Genomic DNA, 13534 nt, shown 5'->3' with positions numbered 1-13534 from the left:
AGGGGAACCAACACATGCTCCAAGTCGACAAGCTCCACCAGTACTACGGCGGCAGCCACATCCTCCGCGGCCTGTCGTTCGACGTGAAGATCGGCGAGGTCACCTGCCTGCTCGGGCGCAACGGGGTGGGCAAGACCACCCTGCTGAAATGCCTGATGGGCCTGATTCCGGCCAAGGAAGGTGCGGTGAACTGGGAAGGCCGCGCCATCACCGGTTTCAAGCCGCACCAGCGGGTGCACGCCGGCATCGCCTACGTGCCCCAGGGCCGCGAAATCTTCCCGCGTCTGACGGTGGAAGAGAACCTGCTGATGGGCCTTTCCCGCTTTCCCGCCGGCCAGGCCAAGGCGGTGCCGGAGTCCATCTACGAGCTCTTTCCCGTGCTGCGGGAGATGAAGCACCGCCGCGGCGGCGACCTCTCCGGCGGCCAGCAACAGCAACTCGCCATCGGCCGCGCCCTGGCCAGCCAGCCGCGTCTGTTGATCCTCGATGAACCCACCGAAGGCATCCAGCCCTCGGTGATCAAGGAAATCGGCGCGGTGATCCGCAAGCTCGCCGAGCGCGGCGACATGGCCATCCTGCTGGTGGAGCAGTTCTACGACTTCGCCGCCGAACTGGCCGACCAGTACCTGGTGATGAGCCGGGGCGAAATCATCCAGCAGGGACGCGGAGAAAACATGGAAGCCGAGGGCGTGCGCGGCCTGGTGACCATATGATGTACCCGACCCTTTGCACCGCGTGGGTTACGCCGCTTCACGGCTAACCCACCCTACAAGAACGATCCATGAACGCACCTGCCGATACTGCCCTCTTCACCCCCAGCTGGCACGCCGAGCTGGAGCTGGCCTATGCGCTCGACGGCGCCACCACGCGCCCGGTACAGCGTCGCCACATCGGCCCGCTGCGGGTGCAGAAACACCTGCACGCCGAAGGCCCGCAGGTGTGCCAGCACATCATCGTCCACCCGCCCGGCGGCATTGCCGGCGGCGATCGCCTGGACATCTCCGCCCGCGTTGGAGAAGGTGCCTGGGCGCAGCTCACCAGCCCCGGCGCAGCCAAGTGGTACCGCGCTGCCGGCCCGGCCTTCCAGAGCGTCGAGCTGAGCGTTGAAGCGGGCGCGACCCTGGAGTGGCTGCCCCAGGAAACCATCGTCTTCTCCGGCGCCCAGGCCGAACTCGAGACCCGCATCGAACTGGCCGACGACGCCCGCCTGTTCTATTGGGACATGGTCGCCCTCGGCCGCCCCGCTGCCCGCGAACGTTTCGCCGAAGGCCACTTCCAGGCGCATCTGGATATCCGTCGCAACGGCACCCTGATCTGGCATGAACGCCAGCGCATCGAGGGCAACGACGGCCTGCTCGATTCCCCCATCGGCCTCGCCGGCCAACCGGTGTTCGCCACCCTGATCGCCGCTGGCGAGATCGACTCCGACCTGCTCGAACGTTGCCGTGAACTGCCCTGTGCCGGGCGCGGCGACCTGACCCAATTGCCCGGCCTGCTGGTGGCCCGCTGCCTCGCTGCCGAGGCGCTGCACGCCCGCGCCTGGCTGATCGACCTCTGGCGCCTGTTGCGCCCTGCCTTGCTCGGCCGCGAGGCCGTGCCTCCTCGCATCTGGAGTACCTGATGGACCTCACCCCAAGAGAGAAAGACAAGCTGCTGATCTTCACCGCCGGCCTGGTGGCTGAACGGCGCCTGGCCCGTGGCCTGAAACTCAACTACCCGGAAGCCATGGCGTTCATCTCCGCCGCGCTGCTGGAAGGTGCCCGCGACGGCCGGACCGTGGCCGAGCTGATGCACTTCGGCACCACCCTGCTCGCCCGTGACCAGGTGATGGAAGGCGTGCCGGAGATGATCCCGGAGATCCAGATCGAGGCCACCTTCCCCGACGGCACCAAACTGGTGACCGTGCACCAGCCGATTGCCTGAGGCCCGTTATGTCTTACGTGATTCGCGATGCCGTCGAGGCTGACCTGCCCGGCATCCTCGCCATCTACAACGACGCCGTGGAGCACACCACGGCGATCTGGAACGAAACCCTGGTGGACCTGGCCAATCGCCGCGCCTGGCTGGCCGAGCGCACAGCCGCCGGCTTTCCGGTGCTGGTGGCGGTGAACCAGGCAGACGATGTGCTGGGCTACGCCAGCTACGGCACCTGGCGCACCATCGAGGGCTTCCGCCACACCGTGGAACATTCGGTCTACGTGCGCGGTGACCAGCGCGGCCAGGGCCTCGGGCCTGAGCTGATGCAGGCGCTGATCGAACGCGCCCGCAAGGCCGGGCTGCACGTGATGGTGGCCGCCATCGAGAGCGAGAACGCCGCCTCCATCCGCCTGCACGAACGCCTCGGCTTCGTCACCACCGGGCAGATGCCCCAGGTGGGCCGCAAGTTCGAGCGCTGGCTCGACCTCACCTTCATGCAACTCATCCTGGAGTGACCTGATGATCCCCGGCGAATACCAGATCCAGGACGGCGAGATCGAACTCAACGCCGGCCGCCGCACCCTGACCCTCTCCGTGGCCAACACCGGCGACCGGCCGATCCAGGTCGGCTCCCACTACCACTTCTTCGAAACCAACGACGCGCTCGCCTTCGACCGTGCGGCCGCGCGCGGCATGCGCCTGAATATTCCGGCCGGCACCGCCGTGCGCTTCGAGCCCGGCCAGAGCCGCGAGGTGGAGCTGGTCGACCTGGCCGGCGCCCGCCGCGTGTTCGGCTTCGCCGGCCGGGTGATGGGCGACCTCTGATCGCCCCTCGACATTTGTAGGATGGGTCGGGCGGCGCTCCGCGAGCGTAGCGAAACCTATCACTTCTCAGTGCCGATGGGTTACGCCACTTCGTGGCTAACCCATCCTACGGACAGGACCCACGATGAAGATTTCCCGCCAAGCCTATGCCGACATGTTCGGCCCCACCGTCGGCGACAAGGTGCGCCTGGCCGACACCGACCTGTGGATCGAAGTCGAGAAGGACTTCACCACCTACGGCGAAGAAGTGAAGTTCGGCGGCGGCAAGGTGATCCGCGACGGCATGGGCCAGGGCCAGTTGCTGGCGGCCGATGTGGTCGACACCCTGATCACTAACGCCCTGATCATCGACCACTGGGGCATCGTCAAGGCCGACGTCGGCCTCAAGGACGGACGCATCGCCGCCATCGGCAAGGCCGGCAACCCGGACATCCAGCCCGACGTCACCATCGCCGTCGGCGCCAGCACCGAAGTGATCGCCGGAGAAGGCATGATCCTCACCGCCGGTGGCATCGACACCCACATCCACTTCATCTGCCCCCAGCAGATCGAAGAAGCGCTCATGAGCGGCGTCACCACCATGATCGGCGGCGGCACCGGCCCGGCCACCGGCACCAACGCCACCACCTGCACCTCCGGCCCCTGGCACATGGCGCGCATGCTCCAGGCCGCCGACGCCTTCCCGATGAACATCGGCTTCACCGGCAAGGGCAACGCCAGCCTCCCCGAGCCGCTGATCGAGCAGGTCAAGGCCGGCGCCATCGGCCTCAAGCTGCACGAAGACTGGGGCACCACGCCGGCAGCCATCGACAACTGCCTGTCGGTCGCCGACCAGTACGACGTACAGGTGGCCATCCATACCGACACGCTGAACGAATCCGGCTTCGTCGAAACCACCCTGGGTGCCTTCAAGGGCCGCACCATCCACACCTATCACACCGAAGGCGCCGGCGGCGGCCACGCCCCGGACATCATCAAGGCCTGCGGCTTCTCCAACGTGCTGCCCAGCTCGACCAACCCAACCCGACCCTTCACCCGCAACACCATCGACGAGCACCTGGACATGCTCATGGTCTGCCACCACCTGGACCCGAGCATCGCCGAGGACGTGGCCTTCGCCGAGAGCCGCATCCGCCGCGAGACCATCGCCGCCGAAGACATCCTCCATGACCTCGGCGCGTTCTCGATGATCAGCTCCGACAGCCAGGCCATGGGCCGCGTGGGCGAAGTCATCACCCGCACCTGGCAGACTGCCGACAAGATGAAGCAGCAGCGCGGCGCCCTACCCGAAGACGCTCCCGGCAACGACAACTTCCGCGCCAAGCGCTACATCGCCAAGTACACCATCAACCCGGCCATCACCCACGGCATCAGCCATGAAGTGGGCTCGATCGAGGTGGGCAAATGGGCCGACCTGGTGCTCTGGCGCCCGGCCTTCTTCGGTGTGAAACCGACGCTGATCCTCAAGGGTGGTGCCATCGCCGCCAGCCTGATGGGCGACGCCAACGCCTCCATCCCAACCCCACAGCCGGTCCACTACCGCCCGATGTTCGCGAGCTACGCCGGCAGCCGCCACGCCACCAGCATCACCTTCATCAGCCAGGCGGCGTTCGAGGCGGGCGTGCCCGCGCAGCTGGGTCTGCAGAAGAAGATCGGCGTGGTGAAGGGCTGCCGCACAGTGAAGAAACAGGACCTGATCCACAACGACTACACCCCGACCATCGAGGTCGACCCGCAGAACTACCAGGTGAAAGCCGACGGCCAGTTGCTCTGGTGCGAACCGGCGGACGTGTTGCCGATGGCGCAGCGGTATTTCCTGTTCTGAAATCGGCTAGTGGGTTTCGTTGCGCTCAACGCAACCCGCAGCACTTGAGTCAAGCCAATAAAAAGACCAGAATTTGGCTCCATATATAGGAGCCAAATTCATGCAAAACGTTCTTGCCGACGTTGCCGTCAGCGTTTCCGAGTTGAAGAAGAATCCGTCGGCCGTGGTGTCCCAAGCCAAAGGTTCCCCCGTCGCGGTTCTCAACCACAACAAGGTCATGGCCTACATGGTTCCGGCTGAAACCTTCGAAGCCTTGATGGAGTATTTGGACGACCAGGCGCTGGCGGAAATCGTCCGCAGCCGCGCCCACGAGAAGGGAGTGAAAGTCAGCCTCGATGACCTATGAACTGGAGTTCCTGCCCTCGGCGCTCAAGGAATGGCGCAAGCTCGGCGACACCGTCCGGGATCAATTCAAGAGAAAGCTGAAAGAGCGTCTGCAACGGCCGCGAGTTCAGGGCGACGCCCTTCATGGGATGCCTGACTGCTTCAAGATCAAACTTCGATCAGCCGGATATCGCCTGGTGTATCGCGTCGAAGAGGGGCGAATCACTGTGGTGGTGATCAGCGTCGGCAAACGCGAACGTGGTTCGGTCTATGAGAGCGCCCGGAACCGACGCTGAGACCGCCGCTCAACGCAACTGACTATCCTTGCTCCCCCGCCGGTTGTACCCGGCATAGGCAGCGCTTTCCCGGTCGTGTTCGGCCTGGCAGTTGACGCACAGGCGCACGCCGGGGACGGCCTTGCGCCGGGCTTCGGGGATAGCGGCATCGCACTCTTCGCAGTGCGTCAGGCTTTCACCCTTCGGCAACTGGCTGCGCGCGCGCTGGATGGCATCTTCGATAGTGCTGTCGATCTGTTCCTGGACGGCGCCGTCGCCGGCCCAACCACTGGCCATACTGACCTCCCGCTTGCTCAAGGCCCAGTGGAAGATGTGGGCTTTCTTCCGGCCTTTTGCAAGGGGGGCGGTCGCAAGGCGACAAGTGGAGGTCGCGCTATTCCTTCACGTCCATGAACTCCTCGGCCCAGATGATGTAGTCCTCTGGCAGGGTGTACTTGTGGGTCAGTTCGGTGGCGGTGAGCTCAGTGCCGGTAGCGATCTGGCGCTGCTCGCGCAGGCAGTCGTAGGTGGCCTTGATGGCGGCGAAGTAGGCGGCATGGCCGTTGACCACGATGCGCACGCCAAGGCGGGCGAGGCGTTCGTTGTCGCGCAGCTTCGGGTTGCCGTAGGTGACCAGCATCAGCGGGATGCTCAGGTGCTCGGCGATTTGCTCCAGGTGCTCGAAGTCGGTCACGCCGACCATGCAGATGCCGTCGGCACCGGCAGCCTGGTAGGCCTTGGTGCGCTTGATCACTTCTTCCACGTCCAACACCCCGGCGTGGGTGCGGGCGATGATGGCGAGGTCGGGATCGACGCGCGCCTCCAGGGCTGCGCGGATCTTGCCGACGCCCTCTTCCACCGGGATCAGGTCGGTGGACTTGCGGCCGAACTGGGCCGGCAGCAGGGTGTCTTCGATGGTCAGTGCGGCGATGCCGGCACGTTCCAGCTCGACCACCGTGCGCATCACATTGAGCGCGTTGCCATAGCCGTGGTCCGCATCGGCGATCACCGGCAGGCGCGAGACGCGGCCGATACGGGTGGCCTGCTCGACGAATTCGCTCAAGGTGATCAGCGCGAAGTCAGGGGCGGCAAGCACCTGCAGGGAAGCGACCGAACCGCCAAGGATGCCGACTTCGAAACCGAGGTCAGCGGCGATGCGGGCGGACATGGGGTCGAACACCGAAGCGGTGTGATAACAGGAATCCGAGTCCAGCAGCGCACGAAAAGCCGTGCGCAACTCGTGATGAGAAGCTCTACGCATAAAGGGCACCAAAGATCAGAGGGGGTCAGGATGAAGCCGGCTCCGTAACTCTGGAGTCGACGCCCCCGTTTTTCCATTGTCAGACTGCGCCCATTCTAACGGATCAGTCTTTCAGTTCGCTTAAAGGCCTTTCGGCTTGTCCGGCCAATCGTCGGCCGCCACACTGACGCCCCCTTTCTCCGAGACACCTACGTGCTGGCACTCACCGCCTACCTGGGCCTGTTCCTATCCGCCTTCGGCGCCGCCACCCTGCTGCCCCTGCAATCGGAAGCCGTGCTGGTCGCCCTGCTGCTGGCCAAGGCCCATCCGGCCTGGGCGCTGGTGGCGGTGGCGACCTTCGGCAATGTGCTGGGCTCGCTGGTGAACTGGTGGCTGGGGCGCTACCTGGAGCACTTCCATGACCGCCGCTGGTTTCCGGTGAAGCCGGCGCAGCTGGCGAAGGCACAAGCCTTCTACCACCGCTATGGACGCTGGTCGCTGTTGCTGGCCTGGGTGCCGCTGATCGGCGATCCGCTGACCCTGGTGGCGGGCGTGATGCGCGAGTCCTTCTGGGTATTCCTGGCGTTGGTGACCCTGGCCAAGGCGGGGCGCTATCTGGTGCTGGCGGCGCTGACGCTTGGCTGGAACTGATGGGTTTCGCGGGCTCTACCCCTCATACGTGGATGCGCCGATGGTGGATATGAATAGCGATTTCCCCCTACGCCCGCGAGGCCCGCCATTGTGTTTCGGGATACTGCCCAGGCGGCGGCAAGTGGGTAGAGCGCCTACGCTTTCCGGGTCGCTGACTGGAGGCCAACGCCATGAGAAAACTTGCCCTGCTGCTCGCCTTCTTCGCCCTGGTGCTTGGCGCCACGGCCGCCTTCGCCCATCACGGCTGGAGTTCCTACGACGCCGACAAGCCGCTGACCATCGAGGCCCCCGTCAAGGAACTCTCCTACCGCAACCCCCACGCCCATCTCACCATCGACTACGACGGACGCGAGTGGCACGTGGTGCTGGCACCCATCAGCCGCATGTCGGCGCGTGGGCTGCCCGAGGCGGACCTCCTGCCCGGCAAGCGAGTGACCATAGTCGGCTACCCGCGCAAGGACGGCGAGGCGGAAATCCGCGCCGAGCGGGTCATCGTCAACGGACGCACGGTAGAGCTGCGCTGAGGCGCCGATGGAGTTCATCCTGCCTTGGGCGGAGCGTCTGGAGGCGTCCACCTTCGGTGCACTGATGCGCGAGTCGACGCTGCTCTACCCGACGGCCAACCTGCTGCACCTGGCAGGCCTGGTGATGTTGCTGGGGTCGATGATTCTGCTCGACCTGCGTCTGCTCGGTATCGCTCGTGAAGTTCCGCTACCGGAAGTCTCCCGCCGCCTCACCCCGATCGCCATCGCCGGACTGCTGCTCCTGCTGCTCACCGGTTTCTGTCTGTTCGCCGCCGACGCCGGGCCGCTCACTGGCAATTGGCTGCTGCAGCTCAAGCTGCTGCTGGTGGGGCTGGGGATCGTCAACGCCTTGCTGTTTCGCGCCAGTTGGGCCCGACGCCTGGACGACTGGGACCTGCGGCCGCCCCCCGCGGGACGCCTGCAGGCAGCGCTGTCGATCCTGATCTGGTGCGGTGCAATGTCGGCGGGGCGGCTGCTGGCCTATATCTAGTCCGCCTTCAGGTAACAGCTCACGGACGAACTGCGCCGGACAACCCCGCCCTGCTCGCGTAAACTGCGCGGCCGTTTTTTTGCCGGAACACCCGCGACATGAGCAACGTCCTCCCCGCCCAGGCCCTGGGCATCGACTTCGGAACCTCCAACTCCACCGTTGGCTGGTGGCGCCCGGATGCGGAACCGCTGATCGCCCTGGAGGACGACAAGATCACCCTGCCCTCGGTGGTGTTCTTCAACACCGAGGAACGCCGCCCGGCCTATGGCCGCCAGGCCCTGCACGAGTACCTGGAGGGCTACGAAGGCCGCCTGATGCGCTCGCTGAAGAGCCTGTTGGGCTCGCCCCTGCTGAAGAGCGAGACCACCGTGCTGGGCAGCGCCCTGCCCTTCAAGGACCTGCTGGGCCTGTTCATCGGCCAACTCAAGCAAAGAGCCGAAGCCGCTGCTGGCCGCGAGTTCGAGCGCGTGGTGCTGGGCCGTCCGGTGTTCTTCGTGGATGAAGACCCCGAAGCCGACCAGGAGGCCCAGAACACCCTGGTGGCAGTCGCGCAGAAACTTGGCTTCAAGGACGTGTCCTTCCAGTACGAACCGATAGCCGCGGCCTTCGACTACGAGCGCGGTATCGAGCGCGAAGAGTTGGTGCTGATCGTCGACATCGGCGGTGGTACCTCGGACTTCTCCCTGGTACGTCTGTCGCCCCAGCGCCGTGAAGTGGCCGAGCGCCAGGACGACATCCTCGCCACTGGCGGCGTGCACATCGGCGGTACCGACTTCGACAAGCAGCTGTCGCTGGCCGGCGTGATGCCGCTGTTCGGCTACGGCAGCCGGATGAAGAGCGACGCGCTGATGCCCACCAGTTACCACCTGAACCTGGCGACCTGGCACACCATCAACGCCGTGTATGCGCAGAAGTCGCAGCTGGCGCTGAAGAACATGCGCTACGACATCGTCGACGCCACCGGCATCGACCGCCTGTTCAGCCTGATCGAGCAGCGCGCCGGCCATTGGCTGGCCATGCAGGTGGAAGACAGCAAGATCGAACTGACCGAAGCGGAGAGCCGCCGCATCGACCTGGCGCGCATCGAGCCGGGCCTGGACGTGGAGCTGACCCGCGCGCTGTTCGAAAGCGCCATCGACGACCTGCTGGTGCGCATTCGCGCCAGCGTCGATGGGCTGCTGGCCCAGGCCGGCGTCAGCGCCGACCAGGTCGACACCCTGTTCTTCACCGGCGGCTCCAGCGGCATCCCAGCGCTGCGCCAGAGCGTTGCCGCCATGCTGCCCAATGCCCGTCAGGTGGAGGGCAACCTGTTCGGCAGCATCGGCAGTGGCCTGGCCATCGAGGCAAAAAAGCGCTACGGCTGACCGATCATCGACACGCCGTCCCGACGCCAGCCGCCGGGACGCAGCGGCCACTCAGGTCGTTTTTCCAGGTGCCTGCTAGGCTCAATCCCATCGCGGGGCAAGCCCGCGCCAGATAGGGAAGATCCGCCATGAGCAAGCAAGCGATCCTGCTGGCCTGCGCCCTGGCCTCCACGGTCGGCTGCGCCAGCAAGATGGAAAACCCCACCGATTACTACACCTACCGCAACCAGCCGCTGGTCAAGCAGGTGGACGAAGGCATGACCGAAACGCAGGTGCGCAACGTCGGCGGTCCGCCGTCTTCCTCGATCCGCCGCAAGGTCAACCCGGGCGTCTGCAACAACTACATCCTCAATCAGGACGGTCACCAGCAGGCCTACCACGTCAGCTTCGACGGCAGTGGTCGGGTCGAGGAGCAAGGCTTCATGACCTGCGAGCAGCGGGAGCAGCTCGAACTCGAGAAGGCGCAGAAGAAGGTCGAGCACGGCGGCGGTTATTGATCCGCCTTGTCGAGGTCGCCCAGGCGAAACCCATCAGTTTGCCATCACCGTACCTGGAAGCCTCGCCAGCCGGGGCTTCCAGGCTTCTCCTCGGGCATTTAGCCAGCTACTGGCGCAATGCCGTCCATCGCCTGATCGTCCTCCCGGCGTTCTCGGGCGAACTCTCCCCACTTTCCGATGTTCCAAGCGCAGTGTTTCAACTGCGTTAACCTTGAGGACCCATGATGTACAAGCAAGCGCTTGTCATGGCTTGTGCCCTGGCATCGATGGCGGGCTGCGCCAGCAAGATCGAAAACCCCACGGACTACATCACGTTCCGCAACCAGCCGCTGGTGAAGGAAGTCGAACCCGGCATGAGCCGACAGCAGGTGCTGATCATCGGCGGGCGCCCCTCCTCCATCGTCCAGCGCAGCGTGCATCCGGGCTCCTGCAACAACTACATCCTCAACAAGCAGGGTCACCAGCAGCCCTACCACATCAGCTTCGACAGCACCGGCCGCGTGCGCCATAAGGGCTTCATGACCTGCAGCCAGCGCGAACAGGCCGAACGCGACCAGCTCTGACGCGCCCTAGCGCTTACCCATCTGCTTGAGCAGCCTGCCCACCAGGTAGTTGCCGACGTTGATACCGGCGATCTCCATCAGGTTGCGGCTGATGGTGCCGTCATTGACCAGCATCTGCAGATTGCCGTTGGCCGTGCCCAGCAATGCCCTCACTGAGTTGCCGGTGCCTGAGACATCCACATCGACCCGCAAATGCGCAGAGATGCTCCGCGCCATGGCCGGAAGCCCATTGCCCGAATCGAAAAATTGCCGCAAGGCATTGATTATAAAGCGATCACCTGGCCATCAACGACGTTGATGGTCTCTATCTGGAGTGATCACTTCTTAATCAACACCCCATCCGTAAGATTGGCTCCGTACCCAGTTTCCAGCCCCCTTGAGGAGCCCACGATCATGAAAACCCAAGCCTTCGCCGCCCTGTTCATCACCGCCCTGAGCACCTCCGCCTTCGCCCTGCCGTCTGACTCCCAGCCGGTGCTGGGTGAATCCCGGGAAGCCACCACTATCCAGGTCATCGAGCCGGTGGCTGCTGAAGGCAGCTTCATGGTGCTGGACCGCGTTGCTGAAGGTGGCGCAGATCGCACCGGTGCCAACCGCATTGCCGAAGGTGGTTCCGACCGCACTCAGGGCTTCCGCGTAGCCGAAGATGGCTCCGACCGTACCCATGCCTTCCGCGTAGCCGAAGGCGGTTCGGATCGTCTGCTGCAGGCCCAGCGCGTCAGCTGATCCCAGCTCGCAACCCCCCCTTCAAGCCCGGCGCGTGTCGGGCTTTATTGTTTGATATCCGAAGCTGGATGAACCTTCCCCTGTAGGGGCCAATTCATTCGCGACATCACGCCAGCCGGTACGTCCAGATCCGCCGCACGACACTGCCGAACTGCACCGACAGACGCCCGCTGTTGTAGACCTGCCCATAACGCCCCGCGATTTCACGCACTGCCTTGGCCATCTCGGCGTAGCGCCGCGCCGGCAGGTCGGGAAACAGGTGGTGTTCGATCTGGTGGCTGAGGTTACCGGTCAGGATGTGGAACAGCGGCCCACCCTCCAGGTTGCTGGAGCCACGCAGCTGACGCAGATACCAGTGACCGCGGCTTTCCCCTTCCAGCACGCTGGGCGGGAACACCGCCGCACGCTCGGTGAAGTGGCCGCAGAAGATCACGGTGAAGGTCCAGAGGTTGCGGAGCAGGTTGGCCAGCAGATTCCCCGCCAGTACCGCCGTCACGCTGCTGCCCACCAGCAGGGCCAGGAGGGGAAAGGCCAGATAGTCCTTGACCGACTGGCGCAGCACCTTGGCCTTGAACTGGCGCAGTCGCGGGCGCAGTTCATCAGCGCTCATGCGGCCCTTGAAGTACTGGTCCAGGCGCAGGTGCTGTACCGCCACCGAATACTGGAAGAGCAGCGCCTGCAGCGTTACCCACAATGGCTGCCAGCGGTGGAAGGGTTTCCAGCGTTGCTCGGGGAAGAGCCGCACCACGCCGTAGCCGACGTCGTCGTCCATGCCCAGCACGTTGGTGTAGCTGTGGTGGATATGGTTGTGGGTATGCCGCCAGAAGTCCGAGGGGCCGGCAATGTCCCACTCGTACGTGGTGCCGCGCAGTTCCGGGTCGTTCATCCAGTCGTACTGGCCGTGCATGACGTTGTGGCCCAGTTCCATGTTTTCGAGGACCTTGCCCAGCCCGAGCAGGGCCACGCCCAGCAGCCAGGTGGGCGGGAACCAGCCGAGCAGCAGCAAGGCGCGGCCGCTCCAGCAGCAGAAGCGCACCGTTGCACGAATGCGGCGAATATAGCGGGCATCACACTCGCCCAGGTCATCCAGGGTGCGCTGGCGCAGGGCGTCCAGTTCTGCGCCGAAGGTATCGAGTTCGGTTGGGGTAAGTTCGCGGTCGCTTCGCATCTCGAGTCCTAGAGGTCCAGTTCCACATCGCCCACTGGCGCGCTGACGCACAGGCGGATCGGCAGCCCCGGCCCGTGGGTCAAGGCACCGGTGCGCAGGTCGCGGACGCTGCCGGCAAGCAGTTGGCTGGTACAGCCGGCGCAGATGCCCTGGCGGCAGCCATGGGCCGGACGCAAGCCATGGGCTTCGGCCTGCTCCAGCAGATTCGCAACGCTGCTGCCCGGCACCTCTTGATGGGAACGGGCGAAGCGCAAACGAACCGCCTCGCCGGTCTCGACGGAGGGAGCCGGTGGCGTGAACGCCTCCACCTGCAAGCGGCCTACGCGGGGCGCTGCCTGCCACCAGTCATGCACGTCAGCTACAAAACCGTGGGGCCCGCAGGCCAACGCGCTATGAGCCGGCACCCCGTCCAGGTGATCCGCCCGAAAGCGCCCAGCCAATTCATCGGCTTTCGGTGCCTCACCGCTGATGGCCCAGCGCACCTGGACGTTGGGATGGCGCGCCATCAGCGCTTGCAGCTCCTCACTGAAGGCACGCTGAGCACGCTGGCGCACGTAATGCAGCAGCGTCACCGGTGCCGAAAATCCACAGGCCAAGGCCTGGCGCAACAAGCCGAGCAGGGGCGTGATGCCGCTACCGGCCGCCAGCAGCAGCACGGATGACGCGTCTTGCGGCCAGTCCAGTTCGCCCTGGGCCGAGTCCAGCTCCAGCACCGCCCCCACTTCCAGCCTGTCCAGCAGCCAGTTGGACAAGCGTCCTCCGGCCTGGCGCTTCACCGCCAGTTCGATGCGCCCATCGGGCTGTACCGCCACCAGGCTGTAGCTGCGGCCCTGTCGCACCCCATCCAGCTCCAGATACAGGCGAACATGCTGGCCCGGCCGCCAGCCGAGCGCATTGCCGTTGGTGCGCAGGCTGAGGGCGAGCATGTCGTCGGCCACCCAGCGGCGGGCATCAACCCGCGCGAACACCCGGTTCAGGCGCAGCACCGGGTGCACATGGCGCAGCAGGCAGTCCAGTTCGGCTTCCTGCAGCCAGCCGCGGGCAGCCAGCGCACGCAGGGGCCTCAGCGCAGGGCCGGCACGGCGCGCCAGGGAAAGGGGAATGAGGGGCATGGAATGGCTCTAGTGAACAGTTGTGCACTAGGC

The 13534-nt window shown here is 65.2% G+C and carries 19 protein-coding genes and 1 pseudogene; 15 read left to right on the top strand and 5 right to left on the bottom strand.

The window, feature by feature from the left end; genetic code table 11:
- Positions 1-14 precede the first annotated feature (14 nt).
- The 8 genes from urtE to G559_RS0124215 all read left to right on the top strand — a co-directional run bounded on the left by urtE (position 15) and on the right by G559_RS0124215 (position 5187).
- Positions 15-713, top strand: a complete 699-nt coding sequence (gene urtE, locus G559_RS0124250) for an urea ABC transporter ATP-binding subunit UrtE (protein ID WP_028630713.1) — start codon at positions 15-17, stop codon at positions 711-713.
- A gap of 68 nt (positions 714-781) precedes the next feature.
- Positions 782-1621, top strand: a complete 840-nt coding sequence (locus tag G559_RS0124245) for an urease accessory protein UreD (RefSeq protein WP_028630712.1) — start codon at positions 782-784, stop codon at positions 1619-1621.
- Positions 1621-1923 (top strand): urease subunit gamma, encoded by a 303-nt coding sequence (ureA, locus tag G559_RS0124240; protein WP_028630711.1) that lies wholly within the window; start codon positions 1621-1623, stop codon positions 1921-1923. The genes G559_RS0124245 and ureA overlap by 1 nt, the downstream gene beginning before the upstream one ends.
- Before the next feature lie 8 nt (positions 1924-1931).
- A complete protein-coding gene (locus G559_RS0124235; protein ID WP_028630710.1) occupies positions 1932-2432 on the top strand; it encodes a GNAT family N-acetyltransferase in 501 nt (166 codons plus the stop codon).
- A gap of 4 nt (positions 2433-2436) precedes the next feature.
- A complete protein-coding gene (locus G559_RS0124230; protein WP_003452861.1) occupies positions 2437-2742 on the top strand; it encodes an urease subunit beta in 306 nt (101 codons plus the stop codon).
- Between the two features lie 124 nt (positions 2743-2866).
- Positions 2867-4567 carry an urease subunit alpha gene (gene ureC, locus G559_RS0124225; RefSeq protein ID WP_028630709.1) on the top strand — a complete coding sequence of 567 codons (1701 nt, stop codon included), beginning with the start codon at positions 2867-2869 and terminating at the stop codon, positions 4565-4567.
- A gap of 100 nt (positions 4568-4667) precedes the next feature.
- The gene (locus tag G559_RS0124220) at positions 4668-4913 is read left to right on the top strand and encodes a type II toxin-antitoxin system Phd/YefM family antitoxin (protein WP_028630708.1); all 246 of its coding nucleotides are present in this window, start codon (positions 4668-4670) and stop codon (positions 4911-4913) included.
- Complete coding sequence (locus tag G559_RS0124215; protein ID WP_028630707.1) at positions 4903-5187, top strand: type II toxin-antitoxin system RelE family toxin; 285 nt, start codon at positions 4903-4905, stop codon at positions 5185-5187. Before G559_RS0124220 ends, G559_RS0124215 begins: the two co-directional genes overlap by 11 nt.
- Before the next feature lie 9 nt (positions 5188-5196).
- On the opposite strand, the gene G559_RS0124210 is transcribed toward G559_RS0124215, so the two are convergent.
- Together G559_RS0124210 and G559_RS0124205 are read right to left on the bottom strand one after the other, a co-directional pair.
- The gene (locus G559_RS0124210; protein WP_028630706.1) at positions 5197-5463 is read right to left on the bottom strand and encodes a DksA/TraR family C4-type zinc finger protein; all 267 of its coding nucleotides are present in this window, start codon (positions 5461-5463) and stop codon (positions 5197-5199) included.
- Positions 5464-5560: 97 nt separating this feature from the next.
- Positions 5561-6427, bottom strand: a complete 867-nt coding sequence (locus tag G559_RS0124205; protein WP_028630705.1) for an isocitrate lyase/PEP mutase family protein — start codon at positions 6425-6427, stop codon at positions 5561-5563.
- Positions 6428-6619: 192 nt separating this feature from the next.
- On the opposite strand from G559_RS0124205, the gene G559_RS0124200 reads away from it, so the two are divergent.
- The 6 genes from G559_RS0124200 (at position 6620) to osmE (G559_RS0124175) (ending at position 10495) form a co-directional block, all read left to right on the top strand.
- Positions 6620-7057 (top strand): YqaA family protein, encoded by a 438-nt coding sequence (locus G559_RS0124200; protein WP_028630704.1) that lies wholly within the window; start codon positions 6620-6622, stop codon positions 7055-7057.
- 170 nt (positions 7058-7227) lie between these two features.
- On the top strand, positions 7228-7581 hold the full coding sequence (locus G559_RS0124195; RefSeq protein WP_028630703.1) for a DUF6152 family protein: 354 nt from the start codon (positions 7228-7230) through the stop codon (positions 7579-7581).
- Positions 7582-7588: 7 nt separating this feature from the next.
- Positions 7589-8071, top strand: coding sequence for a DUF6644 family protein (locus G559_RS0124190; protein WP_036997833.1), 483 nt, complete (start codon positions 7589-7591; stop codon positions 8069-8071).
- 98 nt (positions 8072-8169) lie between these two features.
- Positions 8170-9435 (top strand): Hsp70 family protein, encoded by a 1266-nt coding sequence (locus G559_RS0124185; RefSeq protein WP_028630701.1) that lies wholly within the window; start codon positions 8170-8172, stop codon positions 9433-9435.
- A gap of 128 nt (positions 9436-9563) precedes the next feature.
- Positions 9564-9932 carry an osmotically-inducible lipoprotein OsmE gene (osmE, locus tag G559_RS0124180; RefSeq protein ID WP_028630700.1) on the top strand — a complete coding sequence of 123 codons (369 nt, stop codon included), beginning with the start codon at positions 9564-9566 and terminating at the stop codon, positions 9930-9932.
- A gap of 224 nt (positions 9933-10156) precedes the next feature.
- A complete protein-coding gene (gene osmE / locus G559_RS0124175) occupies positions 10157-10495 on the top strand; it encodes an osmotically-inducible lipoprotein OsmE (RefSeq protein WP_028630699.1) in 339 nt (112 codons plus the stop codon).
- A gap of 30 nt (positions 10496-10525) precedes the next feature.
- Here osmE (G559_RS0124175) and G559_RS30115 read toward each other — a convergent pair.
- Positions 10526-10750 (bottom strand): annotated as a pseudogene (locus tag G559_RS30115) (AsmA family protein); the annotation flags it as partial.
- A gap of 138 nt (positions 10751-10888) precedes the next feature.
- On the opposite strand from G559_RS30115, the gene G559_RS0124165 reads away from it, so the two are divergent.
- Positions 10889-11221 (top strand): hypothetical protein, encoded by a 333-nt coding sequence (locus G559_RS0124165; protein WP_028630698.1) that lies wholly within the window; start codon positions 10889-10891, stop codon positions 11219-11221.
- 106 nt (positions 11222-11327) lie between these two features.
- Here G559_RS0124165 and G559_RS0124160 read toward each other — a convergent pair whose 3' ends face one another.
- Positions 11328-12389 (bottom strand): fatty acid desaturase family protein, encoded by a 1062-nt coding sequence (locus G559_RS0124160; RefSeq protein ID WP_028630697.1) that lies wholly within the window; start codon positions 12387-12389, stop codon positions 11328-11330.
- A gap of 8 nt (positions 12390-12397) precedes the next feature.
- On the bottom strand, positions 12398-13501 hold the full coding sequence (locus G559_RS0124155; RefSeq protein WP_028630696.1) for a ferredoxin reductase: 1104 nt from the start codon (positions 13499-13501) through the stop codon (positions 12398-12400).
- Between the last annotated feature and the right edge of the window lie 33 nt (positions 13502-13534).

The sequence above is a fragment of the Metapseudomonas resinovorans DSM 21078 genome, from assembly GCF_000423545.1.
GTDB classification, from domain to species: domain Bacteria; phylum Pseudomonadota; class Gammaproteobacteria; order Pseudomonadales; family Pseudomonadaceae; genus Metapseudomonas; species Metapseudomonas resinovorans.
Note: the sequence above shows the minus strand (reverse complement) of the source record. Positions and strands in the feature narration are given on the sequence as shown.